This is a genomic window from Stenotrophomonas sp. STEN063, assembly GCF_056854515.1.
Genome location: NZ_JBXFWF010000029.1, coordinates 1 through 17,863 on the forward strand (window position 1 = coordinate 1; position 17,863 = coordinate 17,863).

The following is a 17,863-nucleotide window of genomic DNA, read 5'->3' on the forward strand; positions in this document are numbered from 1 at the left end:
GGGGGGTTGGTCCCCCCGTTTTTTTTCCCTGTCCCACTTTTTTTTTTTTTGGTGTGGGGTGGGGGGGCCGGCTCCCCCCGCGTTCGGGTGCTTTGTTTCCCAACCCGCGTGGGGGCCTCCCCCCCCGCCCCCACAACAGCCCGCATCAAGGCCGCTGCACGTGCTGCAAGATCGCCTTGGCCAGGCCTTCGTAATCGCCTTCAAAATGATGATCGCCAGGCAGCTTGATCAACTGCGCGCTTCCCGCAGGCAACTTCGGGCACAGTGCATCATCGTCGTCGGCGCCATAGATGCACAGCGTGCGATCGGCGGCCATGCGGCGTACTTCAGGCGCGATCGGCAGGCCGTCATCGCCGCCGCTGGAGATCCAGTTGCTGACATGGAATTCATAGTCGGCACGCTCGCCCATCGACATCAGCGCGCTCATGCGCAGCATCTGCGCGGTGGCTGGCGGCAGCTTGTTGATGGCCGCAGGCAGCACATCCGCGCCCTGCGAGAAACCGATCAACAGCAGCTTCGGTCGCTGCCAGTGATTGGCGTAATAGCGGGCGATGCGGTCCAGGTCCGCCGCAAACCCCGCCGGGGTACGTTCGCTCCAGAAGTACCGCAGCGAGTCCACGCCGACCACCGGAATACCTGCCTGTGCCAACGCACCCGCCACCTCCTTGTCCAAACCGGCCCAGCCACCATCACCGGAGACGAACACCGCGAAGGTGTCGCCCTGCCCGCTGGCTGGCACTTCCACCAGCGGCAGGCCGTCCAGATCCTGCGGCACCGCAGGCAGGCTGACGCCGTGCTGCGCACCCAGTACCCGGGCCGCGGCGACTTCGCCGGGTATGGCACTGCCAGCGCGGGTTCGCGCGAACTCGCGCGCCAAGGGCACGCCAGCGCCGAAAGCCGCTACAGCCGCTTCGGGACAGGCCTGGCCCTTGCCTGCAGCTGCGTTCAGCCAAGGAAAGCGCAACGGCTGCGGCAACAGTGCGCGGCCATTGATGGCATCGCCGCAGGTCATCGTCGCGTTGCGCAGCTGCGGGCAAAAGCCTTCGGTCAGCAAACCAGCGAATACATCCGGTTCGGCCTGGGTGGCCACCGCATACGCCAATGCCGCGCCGGCACCATCACCGCCAAGGATCGGCAAGCGATAGGTGGGCACGTGGTAATACGCCTGCACGTAGCGCGAAAAATTCTCCACATCGCCTGCCGAGAAGCCGCACTTGCCCCCTTCCTTGGCGAGCACCTGATAGAGATGGCGGGTGTCGATGTCGACCACCATCGCCCCGTCATCGCGCAAGGCCTGCAGCCGCGCCAGATGCTCAGTAGAGGCCCCGCCATCACCGAACCACAGCACCACGCGTTGCGCCGGCCCACTGGGCAGCAGCACCGGCACCTGTTCGAATCGGCCATGGCTGACCTGCTCCGCTGCAATGGCAGGCATCGCCAGCAGGCCCAGCACCAACACCCCCATCCCCCACATCACACGTGCCATGTACAGGTCTCGATAACGGTGCCGCAAAGCCTACGCCCATGACAGGCGGAAAGATGTCGAAAGCGCCGACTCAGGGCTGCGCTTCGGGGTGGCGTGCAATCCATTCGGCCAACCTCTGCCGGTAAAGCAGCAGCTCGTCGGTATACAGATCCAGCACGCAGAGCGGGCAGCCGCTGCCACAGCACTCGTTCGGACCCGGTGCTTCCGGCGGTTGCGGGCGCGGATCGGGGTCTGGCGTTGCAGGAACTTGGGCAGGTAATTCGTTCATTACAGGGGCCGGTTCGGCCCTATCAGCAGCAGGACAACCCGCATTTTAGCCAAAGCGCCGACTCAGGCCGTGACTCGGCGCAGATTGGCCCGCGCCGCCGCATCGTAGCGTTCATGGAAGAAATCGCTGAAGAAGATACGCGGCTGCGCCAGCACCTTTTTCAGGAAACGTCGCCGGTTGAGCCGGAACAGGAAGCCCGGCACCTTGCCCCGGTACTCCTCGGCAATGCCAAGGTCATAGGCATCAAACACCGCATCCGGCGCCCCCAGGATCGCCATGTCACTGTCCAGGAACAGCGCGGCATCCGCATCCAGCCCGTCTCCGCTGAGGCTGCCATGACGCGCCGTCAGTTCGATCAGCGCCATCACCCGTGCCACATCCACTTCGGCATCCGGCAGCCAACGTTCAATACCGGACGCGGCAAGCTGGGCCGAGCGCGCTTCGTTGTCACCACGCCCCGCCTCGTAGATCGCGTCGTGGTAGAGCACCGCCAGCAGCACTTCCAATGGCTGCTGCCAGCCGGGGCCAGCGGCGACATCGCGGTAGTGCTGCAACAGCGCCTGCACATGGGCGAAGTTGTGATACGCCCGCGGCGGCTGTGCGTAAGCGGTTTTCAGCTCGGCCAGCAGCGGCGGCGGCAGGGTCTGCAGCAGGTCGTTCATGCCTGCATCTTGTCACGAAGTGGCGGAACACGCGTGGCGGCAATCCAATGCAGGAGTCCGCCGAAAGGCGTTTGCGCAACTCATGCCACGCCTCGCTCAGCCCAGTTGCCAGCGGCCTTCGATCTGGTAACGGCCCTGGCCGAGGAAACTGCGCACCAGCACGAATTCGCGCACGAACCAGCGCAGCGGCTGTACCGGCTGGATCGGCAGACGACGGCGGTCGTACAGCAGGGTCATATGCGGGGTGAAACGGGGGTCCAGCTTGCCCCCTACGCCCTGCAGGCAACGCGCCAGCTCCTCGTGCAGGCCGTTCAACAACTCGGCACCGTACTCGCTGCGCAGCACGAAGGGGTTCTTCACGCTGCCGGCAAAGCTGCCCACCTGATCAAAGCAGACCTCGAACTCGGGCATGCGCACCCGCGCTGCCGCCTGCCGCACCTTGGGCAGCAGGCTCGGTGGCAGACCGGCGTAGTCACCCAGATGATGCAGGGTGACGTGCAAGCGCTCCGGCGCCAACGGATGCCCGAGCAGGCCATGTTCCTCGCGCAGGCCACCGGCCAACTCGGCAACCCGCTCCGCCGTGAGCGCATCAGGCATCACCGCGAAGAACAGGCGTTCGGTTGGAATGTCGCTGCCCAGGCCCAGGGTCATCTGGGCCTCGGTGGAGGAAAGCTGCTTCGTCATGGTCTGGTATCGAAAGCCGGCTGCCGTACCCGCTCCATTGCGGCGGCCACTACTGTCTGGGGCCGCGGATACTAGCAGACCCTGCCGGCCGCGGCCCGGCCATGGCGAAAATTTCACCAGCGCCCGGCGAGCCACGCCGCACAAGGGCTGCCAATGGTTATCCACATGTTTGCACAGGGCTGGTCCACACCCGCTGTGGATTTGTCCCCTGCCTGCTTCCATCCCCCCGCAACAGGCCTACACTGGGCAGGCCGCAGCAAACTCCGGGTGATCGCCATGATCGGTTGGAATGCATTGGTCCTGTACGCCGCCAGCAGCCTGGCCTTGGCCGCGCCGCCCCCGGCGCCCCCTCCGGCTGTGCCAAGTCCGGAGCAGGTGATGGCCATCCCCCCGGAAATACGCGCGCAGCTGCAGGAGCGGGTCATCAAGACCACTAACTCCCCGGAACAGCGCCTGCACCGACTGGTTGAGCTGGTATTCCGGCCAGAGGGACTGGGCCTGGCTTACGACACCGAGGCCACCCTCACCGTGGCTGAGACCTGGCAGCAACGGCGTGCCAATTGCCTGTCCTTCACCCTGCTGTTTGTCGCCTTGGCCCGCGAGATCGGCCTTGAAGCACGCATGCAGGAGGTTGGCCAGGTGGTGTCCTGGTATGAAGACCAGGGGCTGATCTTCAACGCCGGCCACGTCAATGTCGGAATGCGCGTTGATGGTCGCCAGGCCACCCTGGATCTGGACAGCAACGTGCTGTACGACCGCCACGGTCCGCAGCCGATCAGCGACAGCCGCGCGCTTGCCCATTTCTACAACAACCGTGGTGCCGAGCAGCTGGCTGCGCACGATTACGTCACTGCACGGGCCTATTTCGACGCGGCATTGCGGATGGATCCGCGTTTTGTAGCGGCGTGGAGCAACCTTGGTGTACTTGAGTCGCGCGAGGACGACCTCGACGCTGCCGCCAAAGACCTGGATACAGCGCTGTCGATCAACCGTTTCCACGCCCCGGCCCTGCACAATGCCACCAAGCTCTACCAGCGCATGGGCGACAGCCGCCGCGTGGCCCAGATGCAGTCGCGCCTGGAACAGGTACGCAAGCGTGATCCGTTCTACCAGTTCATGCAGGGCACCAGCGCCGAGCGCGACGGCGACTACGCCTTGGCCGCGCACTACTACCGTGAAGCAGTACGGCTATATGGCAATGCCCATCAATTCCACTTCGGCCTGGCCCGCGCCTACTTCCTGGGCGGCAACAACCGGCTGGCGATGAAGGAGATGAAACGCGCCCGCGACCTCGGCGGCGACCCGATGCGGGCGGTCTACCAGAGCAAGCTGGACGGAATCCGCAGGCTGGAAGCGCGCCACGCGGCGCGCTGAACGCACACCGCGGGCGGCTGCGACGCGAGCCGGCTCAGGCCTTGCGCAGGAAGCAGGTCTTCAACACCAGACCCTTGATCTTTTCCGAGTTGCCCTCGATGTGCTCGGCATCGTCCTCGACCAGACGGATATTGCGGATCACCGTGCCCTGCTTGAGCGGGATGGACGATCCCTTGACCTTCAGGTCCTTGATCACGGTGACGGTGTCGCCAGCCACCAGCACATTGCCGTTGCTGTCGCGCACCACCAACGTGGATTCGGCCGCTTCACCGGCGGTCCATTCATGGCCGCAATCGGCGCAGATCCACAGCGCGCCGTCGGCATAGACGTTTTCCAGCGAACACTGCGGGCAGGAAGTAACAGACATGGGGGACTCCCGTACATTGATTAACCATCCATTGTAGCCGTTCAGCCCACAGCCGCTCCCAGCAGCACCGGGCACGCAGCAGGAAACGCACCGCGCGCACGCCCATCTCCACTCGCGACAAGCCACGATTCGCCACCCGTTGGGCCGGGTCGACCATCCGGGCAGCGCGGCGAGCATCTTCATTCAGGTGGCGCGTACATGCCGGAAAATCGTGACGCGGTTCGTGGTAGCGCAGGCCTCGCGCCCACCAGCAGCCATTCACGACCTGCATGTGAAGCCAGCCGCGCGGCGGCGTAGTAAAGTGCGCGGCCGATTCAGCAGCAAGACGCGCAGCCATCATGAAACTCGGCATCGATTTTGGCACCAGCAACTCGGCCGCCGCCGCCCATATCGACGGCAAGGTGGTCCCGGTCAGCTTTGGTGAGGCCCAGCAGTTCCGCACCACGGTGTACTTCCCCGAGGTGATGCGCGACCCCAACGACTTTGAACTGACCCCGGCACTGGAAGCGCAGGTCGATGACCTGATCGAATCCGGCCGCCGTGACGCCCGCGCGGTCGGCAACACGCGCAGCCATGAGCAGCTGCGCAGCGACGCCATCCGCGTGGTGCGCCGGCAGTGGATGGAAGAACGCATCCGCGAACCGCGCAGCTCCACCACCCTGCTGCAGAACGCGGTCTATGGCGACGAGGCGCTGGAAGCCTATTTCGAGGAGAACGAAGGCAACCTGGTGCAGAGCCCGAAATCGATGCTGGGCTACAACCTGCATCCGCGTGCCAAGCAGACCATCACCGGCATTGCCACGCACATTCTTGAGCACATCCGCTTGACCGCTTCTCGCCAGCTGCAGCGCAACGTGCGCAGTGCCCTGCTTGGTCGGCCGGTGCAGTTCCGCAGTTCGATCGGCGCCGCCGGCAATGACCAGGCGCTGGATATCCTGCGCAGCGCTGCAATGGCCGCAGGCTTCGACGACGTGGATTTCCTCGAAGAACCCGCTGCTGCGGCCATGCATTACCACGCAGTCAGCACAGACCGCCACGAAGCGGTGATCGTCGACGTTGGCGGCGGCACCACCGATATCGCCCATGCCAGCGTTGGTGGCAACGCCGCGCCACAGATCCACCGTGCCTGGGGTATTGCCCGTGGCGGTACCGATATCGACCTTGCGCTGAGCCTGGCCGGCTACATGCCGCTGTTCGGCCGCGGCATCACCCGCGTGCCCGCACACCACTATGTGGAGGCCGCAATGGTGCAGGACATGACCCGCCAGCGTGATTTCCGCCAGCACAACTACGACGCGGTGGAACTTCCCTATGGCCCGCGCCTGCAGGCACTGCAGGACACCGGCAATACCGCGCGCCTGTACCGCGCGGTGGAACACTGCAAGATCGCCTTGAGCAGCCAGCCCAGCCACCACAGCATGCTGGACTTCATCGAGGCAGGACTGTCGGTGGACATCGATGCACCACATCTGACCATGGCTGCCGGCGGCTATCTTGGCGAGCTGGAAGCGCTGTTGCAGCAGGTACGTAGCGATATCGGCCACGACCCGGCGGCGGTGTTCCTGACCGGCGGCATGTCGCGCGCCGGCTACATCCAACGGGCCGCAGCCGCCGCCTTCCCGACTGCGAAGCTGGTGCACGGCGACCCATCGTTCGGCGTGGTGCAGGGCTTGGCGTTGGCAGCAACAACGGATGGCGCTGCTGCAGGTTTGTAGTAGCGGCGTAAGCCGCGAGGCTGGGGATCCAGAAGCCCAAAAGCATTACCCCTCCCCAGCCCTCCCATTTGCTACGCAAAAGGGAGGGAGCAGAAGCATTGCCCCTCCCCAGCACTCCCCTTTGTTACGCAAAAGGGAGGGAGTAGAAGCCTTACCTGCCCAGCCCTCCCCTTGCCCATGACACAGGGAGGGAGTGAGTCAACGATCCAGACTCACCCGCACGCCTCCGGAATGCGACTGGATGGAGATATCGCCATCGCCGCCGCCGATCCGCGCATCCAGGCTCTTGCCAGGACCGTAACGCGGGCTCTCCACCTGGCCGACGTCGGAGCGGATGCTGCCGCTGAAGGTGCTGACCTTCAGCTGCGCCGACGTGCTGGCCGGCAGGCTCAGTGAAACCGAGCCACTCACCGTCTCCAGATTGACCCGGCCGCCCGGTTGCAGGCCCGCACTGCGCACGCCAAGGCTGCCGGATACCGACTCGGCGCTGAGCCGCTGTACCTTGGCCAGGTCCAGGGTGATGCCGCCCGACACGCTGTTGGCCGAGACCTCACCGCCGCTGCCACCGGCCGCATTGATGCCACCGCTGACCGTCCGGGTCTCCAGCCGCGAGGTCTGCAACTGCGAGCGGATCGCGCCACTGACCGTGGTCAATTCCGCCTCACCAGCGCGCCCATTGGCGGTGATGCTGCCGCTGACGGTGCTGCTCTGCAGGCGACGCAGGTCAACATCAGCCACATCCACGCCCGCACTGACGGTACTGGTCTGCAACTGCGCAGCGCGCGGCACCCGCAGTTCCAGCACCGCACCACGACTGCTGCGACTGTTCTGCGGGTAGACCACCTTCAACGCCACACGATTGGCGCTGCTTTCCACATCAAGCCGCTGGCCCTCGCCGAGCGATCCGGTCAGCTGTACTTCGTTGCGGTCCCAGCCTCGGACGGTAACCGAGCCGGCCACATTGCTCAGTTCCACGCGGCCGCCGCTGGACAAGGGCAGATTGCGATTGACCGCAGTCTGCGCGAATGCGCTGGTCAACGGGGCCAACAGCAGTGCGGTGGCGATCAGATGGCGCATGCAAGCTTTCATCAGGTGCTCCTTCAAGTCGAAAGTCCGGTCGGGTTGACGCCCTTGCGGGTGAGTTCAAGCCGCAGCGCGTAGGTGCGCTGCAACTGGCCAAGTAGAAAATCGGCGTCGGGGCTCTGCGCGATGGCGCTGCGGATGCTGCCCGCGCTTTCATCCAGTTCACGCAGCGCCGGCTGCAGCTCGGCGGCAACCTCGTCCTGCGGAATCGTCGCCATCGCCTGCCGGTACTGGTAGGTGATGGTGTTGGCCTGATGCTGCAATGACGATTCCTCGACGGCGACGGATGCCGCGGGCTGCTGCGGCAACAACAGCATGCTGGCCACGCCAACCAGCGCAACGACCACCGCAGCAGCGGCATAACGTGGCCAGTGACGATATGCTCTGCGCCGCGCCGGCACGGCGTTCACTGATATGGCGGGAGCGGCAACTGCCGGCTCGGTACGCGGGCCCTGCTCCAGTTCCGCTGCGATGCGCTGCCACACCGCGGCAGGCGGCACCCGCTCGCCTGGCAGTCCACGCAAGCGCTGCGCCAATGCATCATCGTGATCGTTTTCGTAGTGATTCATCATGCGTCTCCAAGCCGCGTGCGCAACAAACTGCGTGCACGATGCAACTGGGCCTTGGAACTGCCGACAGCCATCTGCAGTTCCACGGCGATTTCCTGGTGTTTCCAGCCTTCAATGTCATGCAGTACCAGCACCGCGCGGGCGCGTGGCGGCAAGGTCAGCAACGCACGCTCCAGGTCCATGCCAGTGGCGTGGCAGCGGGGGGTGTCGGCCATTTCGGCCAATAGATCCATCCCCGATTCGCCTATATCCAGCGATTCAAACGTTGTCGCGCGCAGCTCCATCAGCGCCGTGTTCACGGCCAGGCGATGCAACCACGTGGTCAAGGCGCTCTCGAAGCGGAACTGCGGCAGCTTGCGCCAGGCCTGGATGAAGGTCTCCTGCAGCACATCCTCGGCACGCGCCGCGTTGCCGCCGCACAAGCGCCACAACAGTGCGTACAGCCGCGGCGAGTGGCGCCGGTAGATCCGTTCATAGGCGCGGGTGTCGCCATCCGCGGCGGCACGGGCCAGCACGGCGTCGTCGTCGACGGGCGATGAGGGGGCGGTGGCGGTCACGGTGGCGTTGAGCATATCCATTGGATGCGGCAGGCAGCAAAAAGGTTTAAAGCCGACGCGATTCTTTGCCGAAGCGGCCCACAGCAGCGCAGCGACTGGCAGCAATGGCCGCGCTGGCCGACAATCGGCGCTCGTCAAACCGTTGCGATCCCATGTTGCGTATCCCCGCTGTCCTGCTTTGCGCCGCCCTCGCCCTGGCCGGTTGCACCAGCGCTCCCGCCCCCATCGATACCCCGCCAGCCGCGGCCCACATGCCGGAGCAGGCACTGGCCCCGGTGATCCTGATTTCCATCGATGGTTTCCGCAATGACTATCTGGAGCGTGGCCTGACCCCGACGCTGAGCACGATGGTGGCCGCTGGCGCACGCGCCGAATACATGCGTCCGTCGTATCCCTCGATCACCTTCCCCAACCACTACACACTGATCACCGGCCTGCGCCCGGACCACCACGGGGTGATCGCCAACTTCATGACCGACCCGGCCATTCCCGACGTGCGCTTCAGCATGTTCGACCCGGCCACGGTCCGCGACGAGCGCTGGTGGGACGACGGCAAGCCGCTGTGGACCAGCGTGCGCGAACAGGGTGGACGCGCCGCGGCGATGTTCTGGGTCGGCTCGGAAGCGCCGGTGCATGGCGCACGTCCCGAGTTCTGGCGGCCGTTCGACATCAAGGTGAGCTCGCAGCAGCGCGTGCAGCAGGTGCTGGAATGGCTGGCACTGCCTGCCGCGCAACGCCCCCACTTCATCACCCTGTACTTCGACAAGGTCGACACGCAAGGCCATCGCTACGGCCCGGATTCCGCCGAACTGAACAGTGCCCTGGGCGAAGTGGACAGCGCGATTGGCGAGCTGTTGGCGGGTGTCCGTGCGCAGGGCCTGCAGCAACAGGTCAACATCGTGGTCACTTCCGACCACGGCATGACCGCTACCAGCCCAGCCAAGCAGATCTTCCTGGATGACATCGTCGATGTGAGCAAGCTGGATTTTGGCTGGACCGGCGCCTACGCCTCGTTCAACGCCCTGCCCGGCGGCGAGATGGCCGCCCAACAACTGCTGGCCGGCAGCCACCCGCATATCCAGTGCATGACCCGTGAGCAGATCCCGGCGCGCTTCGAATATGGCCACCACCGCCGCGTGCCCGCCTACATCTGCACCGCCGAGCTTGGCTGGCAGGTCACCACCCGCCAGGCCGAAAAGCGCAAAGGCCACGAGCTGCTGGGTGAGCATGGCTACGACAATGCCCTGCCGGACATGTATTCCCCATTCATCGGTTATGGGCCAGCCTTCGCCCCAGGCGTGACCATCGCCCCCATCGACAATGTCGACGTCTATCCATTGCTGGCCCGCCTGTTGAACATCACCCCGGCCCGCAATGACGGCAATCCCCGCCATACCGACGCCGCGCTGAAGCACTGACGCACCGCAAGGAATCCGCATGAAGCACTACCTCCCCGCCTCGATGCAGCAATGGATTGAACCCATCAACACCGGCCTGAGCATCCTGCTGATCCTGGTCGTGGCCTGGCTGCTGCGCCTGCTGACCCGGCGCCTGCTGGCCCGGCTTGGGCGCCATTACACGCTGCCGGCGCAGATCGAGATGGCGATCCGGCGGCTGTCCAATTTCGTCATCGGCACGGTGGCCCTGGTCGCCATCCTGCAGGCCCTGCACGTACAGGCCAGCGTGCTGTGGACGGCCTTCACCGGCTTTGCCGCGGTCGGCGCGGTGGCGTTCTTCGCCGCCTGGAGCGTGCTGTCCAACATCTTCTGCACCTTCCTGATCTTCACCACCCGGCCGTTCCGCCTGGGTGACCAGATCGAGCTGCTGGAGAACGGCGAAAAGCCCGGCCTGAAGGGCGTGGTCACCGATATCAACCTGATCTACACCACCTTGCATGAGGTCGGTGGCCCGGTCGATGGCACCTTGATGCAGATTCCCAACAGCCTGTTCTTCCAGCGCGGCCTGCGCCGTTGGCGTGGTGGCGATTCCAGCACGGTCAGCCAGCAGGGAGACGGCTGAGGAAGCCCGAACAGCAGCAAACAACACCCGAGCATTGGCTCCGTGATCCCCGCCAAGGCGGGGATTGCCTTGGCTCCGGCCCACAGCGTTCCGCTCGCGTCCATGTCAGCCGTGCGAAAATCGCCGTCATTGAGCGACCGGCCCGGTCGCAAGCCCGCACGCAATGTCCGCCTCTCCCGATACCTCATGCCCTGCCCCGCAGGCAGGCGACGCTTTTGCCGTTGCCAAACGCCACGACCAGCGCTCCGACCGCCAACGCTGGCTCAGCGTCATCGCCCTGGCCTTGGCAGCGTTCGTCTTCAACACCAGCGAATTCGTCCCGGTAGGCCTGCTCAGCGACATCGGCGCCAGCTTCGGCAAGCCGATCGAGCATGTCGGGCTGATGCTGACCATCTACGCCTGGGTAGTCGCACTGACCTCGCTGCCATGCATGCTGCTGACCCGCAGCATGGACCGCCGCAAGCTGCTGCTGGGCGTGTTCGCATTGTTCATCGCCAGCCATGTGCTGTCCGGCGTGGCCTGGAGCTACCCGGTGCTGATGGTCAGCCGCGTTGGCATTGCGCTGGCGCATGCGGTGTTCTGGTCGATCACTGCCTCGCTGGCGGTGCGCGTGGCGCCACAGGACAAGCGTCCGCAGGCCCTCGGCCTGCTCGCCACCGGCACGTCGGTGGCGATGGTGCTGGGCATTCCGCTGGGTCGCATCGTCGGTGAATTGCTGGGCTGGCGCATCACCTTCATGGCCATCGGTGGCGTCGCATTGCTGGTGATGCTGGTGCTGGCACGGCTGCTGCCGGCCCTGCCCAGCCAGAACAGCGGCTCGGCCAGCAGCATCCCGCTGCTATTGCGTCGGCCTGCCCTGATGGCCTTGTACCTGCTGGTGATGGTGGTGGTCTCCGCCCAGTTCACCGGTTACAGCTACATCGAACCGTTCGTGCAGAAGATCGGCGGCTTCAATGCACACGTGACCACGTTGGTGCTGCTGCTGTTCGGCGGCATGGGCTTCATCGGCAGCGTGCTGTTCTCGCGCTATGGCCTGCGCTGGCCGCGGGGTTTCCTGCTGGGCGCGATCGGCACCCTGGCTGCCAGCCTGTTGCTGCTGCGCACCGGCCTGCACAGCAGCTGGCTGCTGTATGCGCTGGTTTCGGTGTGGGGCGTTGCGATGATCAGCTTTGCGCTGTCGATGCAGTCCAAGGTGTTGAACCTGGCCTCCGACGCCACCGATGTGGCGATGGCCTTGTTCTCCGGCATCTTCAACATCGGCATTGGCGCCGGCGCGTTGATCGGCAGCCAGGTCAGCCTGCAGCTGGGCATGCAACACATTGGGCTTGTCGGCGGCCTGATCGCCACGGCTGGCTGGCTGTGGTGCCTGTTCGCGATGCTCCGCTGGAGCAGCAGCTTCCGTCTGGGCGGCGCAACGCACTGAGCTGCCGCAGCACAAAGGTTTACAGCGTGGCGGCTGCAGGTATGCTTCCGTCCACGCCGCTGCTTCCGGGGGCGCGCTACGGGGGAAGTACGTGGATCAGGACATCACTTTGCGTGACGCCAACCTCGCCGATGCAGAGGCGCTGAGCGCGCTGGTCACCCCGTTGGCGCGACACCTGCTGGACGCCGGCAGCGGTGCCAGCGCACATGCTTTCCTGGCCTCGCTGACTCCTGCCAGCTTCGCTGATCGGCTGGTCGACAAGGAGTTCGCGCACTACGTGATTGAAGATGCAGGTGCACTTGTCGGCATGATCGCGATGCGCGGCGGCAGCCACATCCATCACCTGTTCGTGAGCCGCAGCAGCCGCCAGCGTGGCATCGCGCGACGGCTCTGGGAGCATGCACTGCGCATACACGGCCGCCGCGAGTACACGGTCAACTCGTCCGAGATCGCAGTGCCGGTGTATGAGCGCTTTGGCTTTGTCAGCAAGGCTGCGCCGCAGACGGTCAAGGGTGTGCGCTTTGTGTTGATGGAGCGACCGCGATTGGTGCCGCGCGTTGTGCAGAAGCAGTACTTGAACGCCGTGCTGCCCGGACCGGGAAAACGCTGAGGCTTTGGGCTTTGGGCTTTTGCTTTTTTTGCCGTCATCCTCGCGAAGGCGGGGAGCGCCCCGGCTCTGGCTCCAGCCTTGGCCTTCGGCATTGATTCGGACCGGAATTGCCGCGTAACTCCAAAGCGCAAGCAAATGCAGAGCGATCCCCGCCTTCGCGAGGATGACGAGCAGGAGCAGGGCTGAAACGACAGCCAAAGCCGCAAACCGCAGCGACGACCACAACAGGCACAAACACAGCCATCGTTCCTAGCGCAGCTGACTGTCCTTGCTGCCGCGCCGGTTATAGCCGGCAAACGCCTCGTCCTCGTCCTGCGCCTGCTGGCAGGCAATGCACAACCTCACGCCGGGCACGGCCTTGCGCCGTGCTTCTGGAATCGGCGCATCACATTCTTCGCAATGTTCCAGCCCCGGTCCGCTGGGCATGCGGCTGCGCGCACGCTTGATCGCGTCCTCGACGGTGGCATCAATCTGATCCTGAACGGCGGTATCACCCGCCCAACCGGTAGCCATGTCCTGCCTCCACGTACAGCAACACAGGCAAACTGCCGCCTCCGTGGACACAATTCAAGGGCTGGCGGCCAGACGTACAGCTGCCTGAACAGGATCCGCCAGCATATTGCTACCCGCTCACTGCGGGCGCCGGCCCGCGCCAAGCCGCGCGAACCAACCTCTCACCACATCAGGTCGTCTGGCACCTGGAACTGGGCGTAGTAGGCGTCATCCTCGGCGTTGCCGGTGGAAATCGGCGTGTCCGCACTCTGGCCGTGGTCGAGCACGATCAGGCTGGCGTCACGCTCGCGTACTTTCTCCGCCGCCATGCGCGGCAGCAACTCGAAGCTGTCACCGTGCCGGGCGATCACCAACGCGCCATTGGCCAGCTGGGTACGCAGCGCCTCGGTGACCAGCATCGTGCGAATCACTGCGCCGTCGTTGAAACGGTATTCCAGCTCGCCGGCGCGGGGCAGCTTGCGGTCGGCGATGATCTGCCGGGCCTGCGCGCGCAGTTCGTCGGCGCGCCGCTGGGCGTTGTGCTCGGCGGCCAGTTGGCGGTCTTTCTCGGCCTTTTCGGCACGGGCGCGATCGGCCTCGCGCTGGCTTTCGGTCGCGTTGACCGGACCTTTGCCGTGACGCGCCTTGACCTGCTCACGCGCCACCTGCGAGACCTGCGATTTCTTCACCAGGCCAGCCTTGAGCAGCTGTTCCTGCAGTGGATTACCCTTTGCCATCGTCGTTGTTCATGGTTCTGTTGCCGAGGCTGCCATCATAGCGGCCTGCCCGGTCCCGCCCAAATGCCCATGCTTCCGCTGAAATACCTGAATGGCTATCCCGAACACCTGCAGCAGCGCGCCCGCGAGCTGCTGGACGCGGGCAAGCTGGGCGAGGCCGTCCGCAAGCGCTACGCCGAGCCCAATCCGGTGCGCAACGACCGCCAGCTCTACGACTACGTGCAGGCCATCAAGGAGCGCCACCTGCGCCAATCGGTGCCGCTGGGCAAGGTGCTGTATGACGGCAAGCTGCAGGTGGTGAAACACGCGCTGGGCACGCACACCGCCATTTCCCGCAACCATGGCGGCAAGCTCAAGGCCAGCCGCGAGATCCGCATTGCCAGCGTGTTCCGCGAGGCCCCGGCCGAGTTCCTGCGGATGATCGTGGTGCATGAGCTGGCGCATATCAAAGAAGCCGACCACAACAAGGCCTTCTACCAGCTGTGCCTGCACATGGAGCCGGATTACCACCAGCTGGAGTTCGACCTGCGCCTGTACCTGACCGCCTTGGAACATGAACCCGACTGAGCCGATCATCGCCCCGGCCTCGCCACAGCGCTACACTCCCCGCCCTTCGTAGAACCCATAGCCGCCATGAACACCCCGATCCGTCTCGACAAGCGCGTTGCCGCGCAGCTGCAGTGCTCGCGCTCGCAGGCCCAGCAGTACATCGAAGGCGGCTGGATCAGCGTCAATGGCGTGGTCGTGGAAACCCCGCAGACCATGGTCAGCGAGGAAATCATCACCCTGGCCGCCGAAGGCAGCACCGAAGCCGCTGAAGCCGCCACCTTCCTGATCAACAAGCCGGCCGGCTGTACCGCAGAACAATTGTTCGCGCTGCTGGCAGACGACAACCGCTTTGCCGACGACGCCTCCGGCATCCGTTCGCTGCGCCGTCATTTCCAGCGCCTGGACTACCTGATGCCGCTGGATGATGCCGCCAGCGGCCTGGTCGTGCTGACCCAGGATTGGCGCGTGCGCCGCCACCTGCAGGAATCCGGCGCCAGCCTGGAACAGGAGTTCGTGGTCGAGGTCAGTGGCGAACCGACCCCGTGGGCGATGCCCAGGCTCACCCATGGCCTGGTCTACGAAGGCCGCAGCCTGCCGCAGGCCAAGATCAGCTGGCAAAGCGAGCAGCGCCTGCGTTTCGCGATCAAGGACGTGCGCCCGGGCCAATTGCAGTTCATGTGCATCCAGGTTGGCCTCAAGGCCGAACAGATCCGTCGCCTGCGCATCGGCCGCATCGGCCTGAGCAAGATGCCCGAAGGCCAGTGGCGCTACCTGGCAGCCGAGCAGAAGTTCTAGGCCAAGGCCAGCCTGGGCTTTGCAGCAGCGGCAGCGTCCTGCACCTGCAGTTTTGTGGGGGGCGGGGAAAACCCCCCAGCGTGGGAAAAAAACCGCCCACAAAAAACACCGCCACAACCTTTTGGGCTTTGGAGGGCCACCGGCGCGGGCCCCACGCCGGGGGTGGGGGGGCGCCGCCGCGCCCACAGCCGCCAGCTGGTTCACAGCAGTCGGATCAGTGCCGCGGCCGTCGCACCCACAATCACCACCAGCAGAAACGGCAGCCGCAGCATCAGGGCGACCGCCGCGGCCAGCAACGCGCCAATGCGCGCATCGAAGGCCAGCCCCTGCCCGGCCGACACGGTGTTCATCGCGGTCAACGAGGCCAGCAGGCCTATCGTCAGGCAGCCTGCAACGCGGTTCATGCGCGGTGATTCCAGCCAGCGCAGTGGCACCAGGTAGCCAGCGAACTTGATCGCCCACGCGGCAGCGCAGCCCAAGACGATCCACGCCCACAGCGTCATGGCGCCGACTCCTGCTCGACCTTGGTTGCGACGTCGACCTTGGGCGCGACATCGGGCTCCAACCCCTCATCCGCCGGGCCATGCCCAAACCAGCCCCAAACCGCGGCCACTGCCGCAGCCAGGAGAATCGGCACCCCCGGCGGCACCCACGGCAGCGCCAGCACCGTCACCAAGGCACAGACCACGGCAATCGCCACCGGCTCGCGTGAACGTAGTCGCGGCCACAGCAATCCCAGGAAGGCCGCCACAGCCGCACCATCCAAGCCCCACTGGCGCGGGTCACCCAACGCATTGCCAAGCAATGCGCCAAGCAGGGTGAACAGGTTCCAGCACAGGTAAACGCCCAGCCCCGCTACCCAGAAGCCGCGACGCTGTTCCTGCGGCTCCGTCTGGCTTGCGGCGGTAGCCGCTGATTCATCAATGGTGACCTGCGCCGCCAGCGGCCTCAGCCAGCCCCGCGGGCGCAACATGCGGTTGATCTGCGCGCCATATACCGCGTTGCGGATACCCAGCAAGGTGGCGGCACCGAACGCCGCCGCGCCTGCGCCGCCAGCACCAATCACGCCGATGAAGGCGAACTGCGAGCCACCGGTGAACATCAACAGGCTCAGCGCGGCGGTCTGCGCCACGCTGAAACCCGACGCCACCGCCAACGCACCAAACGAGATGCCATACAGACCGGTCGCAATCGCTATCGAAACGCCGATGCGTACCGCTGGCGTGACGCGCCCGGCCATTGCCATCAGGCGCGCCCGCGTGCCTGTTCGGCCGCCGCGACAAACACCACGTCGGTGGACGAATTCAAGGCGGTTTCAGCCGAATCCTGCACCACGCCGACAACGAAACCGACGCCGACCACCTGCATGGCAACTTCATTGGAGATGCCGAACAGGCCACAGGCCAGTGGAATCAGCAACAGCGAGCCACCCGGCACGCCGGAGGCGCCGCAGGCACCAATAGCGGCAACCACGCTGAGCAGCAGCGCGGTCGGCACATCGACCGCGTAGCCCAGGGTATTCACCGCCGCCAGGGTCAACACGGAGATGGTGATCGCCGCACCGGCCATGTTGATGGTCGCGCCCAGTGGCACCGCTACCGAATAAGTGTCCTCATGCAGGCCGAGCTTGCGGCACAACTCCATGTTGACCGGAATATTGGCCGCCGAGGAACGGGTGAAGAACGCAGTGATACCGCTCTCGCGCAGGCAGCGCAGCACCAAGGGATAAGGGTTACGGCGGGTCACCACGGCCACGATCAGCGGATTGCCGACGAAGGCCATGAACAGCATCGCGCCGATCAGCACCGCCAGCAGATGCAGGTAGTCCTTCAATGCGCCCAGACCGGACTCGGCCAACAACGAGGCAACGATACCGAACACGCCCAGCGGCGCCAGCTTGATCACCAACCGCACCACCCAGGTGATGGCATCGGAGAAATCACTGACCAGGTTGCGCGTGGTCTGGCTGGCGTGGCGCAGGGCCAGGCCCAGACCCACCGCCCAGGCCAGCAAACCGATGTAGTTCGCGTTGAGCAGTGCGTGCACCGGGTTGTCGACGATCTGCATCAGCAGGGTATTGAGCACCTCGCCTATGCCGCCCGGCGCGCTCATGGCGCTTTCAACCGTCTTCAAGGTCAACGTGCTGGGGAACAGGAAGCTGGCCGCCACGCCAACCATGGCCGCGGCCAGGGTGCCAATCATGTACAGCACCAGGATCATCCGGATATGGGTCTTCTGCCCCTGCTGATGATTGGCGATGGAGGCCGTGACCAGCACCAGCACCAGGATCGGTGCAACCGCCTTCAGCGCGGAAATGAATACCGTACCGAGCAGGCCGACAGCGGTGGCAGCGGCAGGCCAGGCCATCGCCAGCACGATGCCGGCGATCAGGCCAATGACAATCTGCAGCACCAGACTGGGCGCTCGGAAGGAGGAAGAACGTTCGGTCATCACAGGGCTCGCGGCAAACGCA

The 17,863-nt window shown here is 65.1% G+C and carries 21 protein-coding genes; 8 read left to right on the forward strand and 13 right to left on the reverse strand.

Annotated elements, in window-relative coordinates; translation table 11 throughout:
- Positions 1 to 145: 145 nt before the first annotated feature.
- The 4 genes from AC1VWL_RS09635 to thpR form a co-directional block, all read right to left on the reverse strand.
- Entirely contained in the window at positions 146 to 1,474 is a 1,329-nt protein-coding gene (locus tag AC1VWL_RS09635; RefSeq protein WP_482986558.1) for a virulence factor family protein, read from the reverse strand.
- 82 nt (positions 1,475 to 1,556) lie between these two features.
- Positions 1,557 to 1,754, reverse strand: a complete 198-nt coding sequence (locus AC1VWL_RS09640) for an oxidoreductase-like domain-containing protein (protein WP_482986524.1) — start codon at positions 1,752 to 1,754, stop codon at positions 1,557 to 1,559.
- A gap of 62 nt (positions 1,755 to 1,816) precedes the next feature.
- Positions 1,817 to 2,416, reverse strand: a complete 600-nt coding sequence (locus tag AC1VWL_RS09645) for an HD domain-containing protein (RefSeq protein WP_481533246.1) — start codon at positions 2,414 to 2,416, stop codon at positions 1,817 to 1,819.
- A 96-nt stretch (positions 2,417 to 2,512) separates the two neighbouring features.
- Positions 2,513 to 3,100, reverse strand: a complete 588-nt coding sequence (thpR, locus tag AC1VWL_RS09650) for an RNA 2',3'-cyclic phosphodiesterase (protein WP_282265419.1) — start codon at positions 3,098 to 3,100, stop codon at positions 2,513 to 2,515.
- A gap of 276 nt (positions 3,101 to 3,376) precedes the next feature.
- Here thpR and AC1VWL_RS09655 point away from each other — a divergent pair, with 276 nt between their 5' ends.
- Positions 3,377 to 4,474: a tetratricopeptide repeat protein gene (locus AC1VWL_RS09655; RefSeq protein WP_482986525.1), complete on the forward strand. Its 1,098-nt coding sequence runs from the start codon at positions 3,377 to 3,379 to the stop codon at positions 4,472 to 4,474.
- A 34-nt stretch (positions 4,475 to 4,508) separates the two neighbouring features.
- Here the strand turns inward: AC1VWL_RS09655 and AC1VWL_RS09660 are convergent, their stop codons facing one another.
- The gene (locus AC1VWL_RS09660; protein WP_481533244.1) at positions 4,509 to 4,841 is read right to left on the reverse strand and encodes a zinc ribbon domain-containing protein YjdM; all 333 of its coding nucleotides are present in this window, start codon (positions 4,839 to 4,841) and stop codon (positions 4,509 to 4,511) included.
- Between the two features lie 338 nt (positions 4,842 to 5,179).
- Here AC1VWL_RS09660 and AC1VWL_RS09665 point away from each other — a divergent pair, with 338 nt between their 5' ends.
- On the forward strand, positions 5,180 to 6,556 hold the full coding sequence (locus tag AC1VWL_RS09665) for an Hsp70 family protein (RefSeq protein ID WP_482986526.1): 1,377 nt from the start codon (positions 5,180 to 5,182) through the stop codon (positions 6,554 to 6,556).
- 198 nt (positions 6,557 to 6,754) lie between these two features.
- On the opposite strand, the gene AC1VWL_RS09670 is transcribed toward AC1VWL_RS09665, so the two are convergent.
- The 3 genes from AC1VWL_RS09670 to AC1VWL_RS09680 are packed head-to-tail and all read right to left on the reverse strand — an operon-like array spanning position 6,755 to position 8,780.
- Positions 6,755 to 7,645 (reverse strand): DUF4097 family beta strand repeat-containing protein, encoded by an 891-nt coding sequence (locus tag AC1VWL_RS09670; protein ID WP_482986527.1) that lies wholly within the window; start codon positions 7,643 to 7,645, stop codon positions 6,755 to 6,757.
- 11 nt (positions 7,646 to 7,656) lie between these two features.
- Positions 7,657 to 8,208, reverse strand: coding sequence for a hypothetical protein (locus AC1VWL_RS09675; protein WP_482986528.1), 552 nt, complete (start codon positions 8,206 to 8,208; stop codon positions 7,657 to 7,659).
- On the reverse strand, positions 8,208 to 8,780 hold the full coding sequence (locus AC1VWL_RS09680; RefSeq protein WP_481533240.1) for an RNA polymerase sigma factor: 573 nt from the start codon (positions 8,778 to 8,780) through the stop codon (positions 8,208 to 8,210). The genes AC1VWL_RS09675 and AC1VWL_RS09680 overlap by 1 nt, the downstream gene beginning before the upstream one ends.
- 137 nt (positions 8,781 to 8,917) lie before the next feature.
- Here AC1VWL_RS09680 and AC1VWL_RS09685 point away from each other — a divergent pair, with 137 nt between their 5' ends.
- From AC1VWL_RS09685 to AC1VWL_RS09700, 4 genes are all read left to right on the forward strand, one after another.
- A complete protein-coding gene (locus AC1VWL_RS09685) occupies positions 8,918 to 10,183 on the forward strand; it encodes an alkaline phosphatase family protein (protein ID WP_482986529.1) in 1,266 nt (421 codons plus the stop codon).
- Between the two features lie 19 nt (positions 10,184 to 10,202).
- The gene (locus AC1VWL_RS09690; protein WP_482986530.1) at positions 10,203 to 10,784 is read left to right on the forward strand and encodes a mechanosensitive ion channel domain-containing protein; all 582 of its coding nucleotides are present in this window, start codon (positions 10,203 to 10,205) and stop codon (positions 10,782 to 10,784) included.
- Between the two features lie 163 nt (positions 10,785 to 10,947).
- Positions 10,948 to 12,207, forward strand: a complete 1,260-nt coding sequence (locus AC1VWL_RS09695; protein ID WP_482986531.1) for a sugar transporter — start codon at positions 10,948 to 10,950, stop codon at positions 12,205 to 12,207.
- Positions 12,208 to 12,298: 91 nt separating this feature from the next.
- Entirely contained in the window at positions 12,299 to 12,817 is a 519-nt protein-coding gene (locus AC1VWL_RS09700; protein WP_482986532.1) for a GNAT family N-acetyltransferase, read from the forward strand.
- Positions 12,818 to 13,066: 249 nt separating this feature from the next.
- Here the strand turns inward: AC1VWL_RS09700 and AC1VWL_RS09705 are convergent, their stop codons facing one another.
- Both AC1VWL_RS09705 and AC1VWL_RS09710 read right to left on the reverse strand, forming a co-directional pair.
- Positions 13,067 to 13,330, reverse strand: coding sequence for a DksA/TraR family C4-type zinc finger protein (locus AC1VWL_RS09705; protein WP_282265397.1), 264 nt, complete (start codon positions 13,328 to 13,330; stop codon positions 13,067 to 13,069).
- Between the two features lie 161 nt (positions 13,331 to 13,491).
- A complete protein-coding gene (locus tag AC1VWL_RS09710; protein ID WP_481512592.1) occupies positions 13,492 to 14,046 on the reverse strand; it encodes a DUF2058 domain-containing protein in 555 nt (184 codons plus the stop codon).
- 69 nt (positions 14,047 to 14,115) lie between these two features.
- Between AC1VWL_RS09710 and AC1VWL_RS09715 the strand changes: the two genes are divergently transcribed.
- Positions 14,116 to 14,613 carry a M48 metallopeptidase family protein gene (locus AC1VWL_RS09715; RefSeq protein ID WP_482986559.1) on the forward strand — a complete coding sequence of 166 codons (498 nt, stop codon included), beginning with the start codon at positions 14,116 to 14,118 and terminating at the stop codon, positions 14,611 to 14,613.
- A gap of 66 nt (positions 14,614 to 14,679) precedes the next feature.
- Positions 14,680 to 15,390 (forward strand): rRNA pseudouridine synthase, encoded by a 711-nt coding sequence (locus AC1VWL_RS09720; protein WP_482986533.1) that lies wholly within the window; start codon positions 14,680 to 14,682, stop codon positions 15,388 to 15,390.
- Positions 15,391 to 15,590: 200 nt separating this feature from the next.
- Here the strand turns inward: AC1VWL_RS09720 and AC1VWL_RS09725 are convergent, their stop codons facing one another.
- The 3 genes from AC1VWL_RS09725 to sstT are packed head-to-tail and all read right to left on the reverse strand — an operon-like array spanning position 15,591 to position 17,841.
- Positions 15,591 to 15,893 (reverse strand): AzlD domain-containing protein, encoded by a 303-nt coding sequence (locus AC1VWL_RS09725; RefSeq protein WP_482986534.1) that lies wholly within the window; start codon positions 15,891 to 15,893, stop codon positions 15,591 to 15,593.
- Entirely contained in the window at positions 15,890 to 16,636 is a 747-nt protein-coding gene (locus AC1VWL_RS09730; protein ID WP_482986535.1) for an AzlC family ABC transporter permease, read from the reverse strand. The genes AC1VWL_RS09725 and AC1VWL_RS09730 overlap by 4 nt, the downstream gene beginning before the upstream one ends.
- Positions 16,636 to 17,841, reverse strand: a complete 1,206-nt coding sequence (sstT, locus tag AC1VWL_RS09735; protein ID WP_482986536.1) for a serine/threonine transporter SstT — start codon at positions 17,839 to 17,841, stop codon at positions 16,636 to 16,638. Before sstT ends, AC1VWL_RS09730 begins: the two co-directional genes overlap by 1 nt.
- Between the last annotated feature and the right edge of the window lie 22 nt (positions 17,842 to 17,863).

Coding starts and splice junctions, on each gene's coding strand:
- AC1VWL_RS09635 (WP_482986558.1), bottom strand. CDS start 1,474: ATGTGGGGGATGGGGGTGTTGGTGCTGGGCCTGCTGGCGATGCCTGCC.
- AC1VWL_RS09640 (WP_482986524.1), bottom strand. CDS start 1,754: ATGAACGAATTACCTGCCCAAGTTCCTGCAACGCCAGACCCCGATCCG.
- AC1VWL_RS09645 (WP_481533246.1), bottom strand. CDS start 2,416: ATGAACGACCTGCTGCAGACCCTGCCGCCGCCGCTGCTGGCCGAGCTG.
- thpR (WP_282265419.1), bottom strand. CDS start 3,100: ATGACGAAGCAGCTTTCCTCCACCGAGGCCCAGATGACCCTGGGCCTG.
- AC1VWL_RS09655 (WP_482986525.1), top strand. CDS start 3,377: ATGATCGGTTGGAATGCATTGGTCCTGTACGCCGCCAGCAGCCTGGCC.
- AC1VWL_RS09660 (WP_481533244.1), bottom strand. CDS start 4,841: ATGTCTGTTACTTCCTGCCCGCAGTGTTCGCTGGAAAACGTCTATGCC.
- AC1VWL_RS09665 (WP_482986526.1), top strand. CDS start 5,180: ATGAAACTCGGCATCGATTTTGGCACCAGCAACTCGGCCGCCGCCGCC.
- AC1VWL_RS09670 (WP_482986527.1), bottom strand. CDS start 7,645: ATGAAAGCTTGCATGCGCCATCTGATCGCCACCGCACTGCTGTTGGCC.
- AC1VWL_RS09675 (WP_482986528.1), bottom strand. CDS start 8,208: ATGAATCACTACGAAAACGATCACGATGATGCATTGGCGCAGCGCTTG.
- AC1VWL_RS09680 (WP_481533240.1), bottom strand. CDS start 8,780: ATGCTCAACGCCACCGTGACCGCCACCGCCCCCTCATCGCCCGTCGAC.
- AC1VWL_RS09685 (WP_482986529.1), top strand. CDS start 8,918: ATGTTGCGTATCCCCGCTGTCCTGCTTTGCGCCGCCCTCGCCCTGGCC.
- AC1VWL_RS09690 (WP_482986530.1), top strand. CDS start 10,203: ATGAAGCACTACCTCCCCGCCTCGATGCAGCAATGGATTGAACCCATC.
- AC1VWL_RS09695 (WP_482986531.1), top strand. CDS start 10,948: ATGTCCGCCTCTCCCGATACCTCATGCCCTGCCCCGCAGGCAGGCGAC.
- AC1VWL_RS09705 (WP_282265397.1), bottom strand. CDS start 13,330: ATGGCTACCGGTTGGGCGGGTGATACCGCCGTTCAGGATCAGATTGAT.
- AC1VWL_RS09710 (WP_481512592.1), bottom strand. CDS start 14,046: ATGGCAAAGGGTAATCCACTGCAGGAACAGCTGCTCAAGGCTGGCCTG.
- AC1VWL_RS09715 (WP_482986559.1), top strand. CDS start 14,116: ATGCTTCCGCTGAAATACCTGAATGGCTATCCCGAACACCTGCAGCAG.
- AC1VWL_RS09720 (WP_482986533.1), top strand. CDS start 14,680: ATGAACACCCCGATCCGTCTCGACAAGCGCGTTGCCGCGCAGCTGCAG.
- AC1VWL_RS09725 (WP_482986534.1), bottom strand. CDS start 15,893: ATGACGCTGTGGGCGTGGATCGTCTTGGGCTGCGCTGCCGCGTGGGCG.
- AC1VWL_RS09730 (WP_482986535.1), bottom strand. CDS start 16,636: ATGGCAATGGCCGGGCGCGTCACGCCAGCGGTACGCATCGGCGTTTCG.
- sstT (WP_482986536.1), bottom strand. CDS start 17,841: ATGACCGAACGTTCTTCCTCCTTCCGAGCGCCCAGTCTGGTGCTGCAG.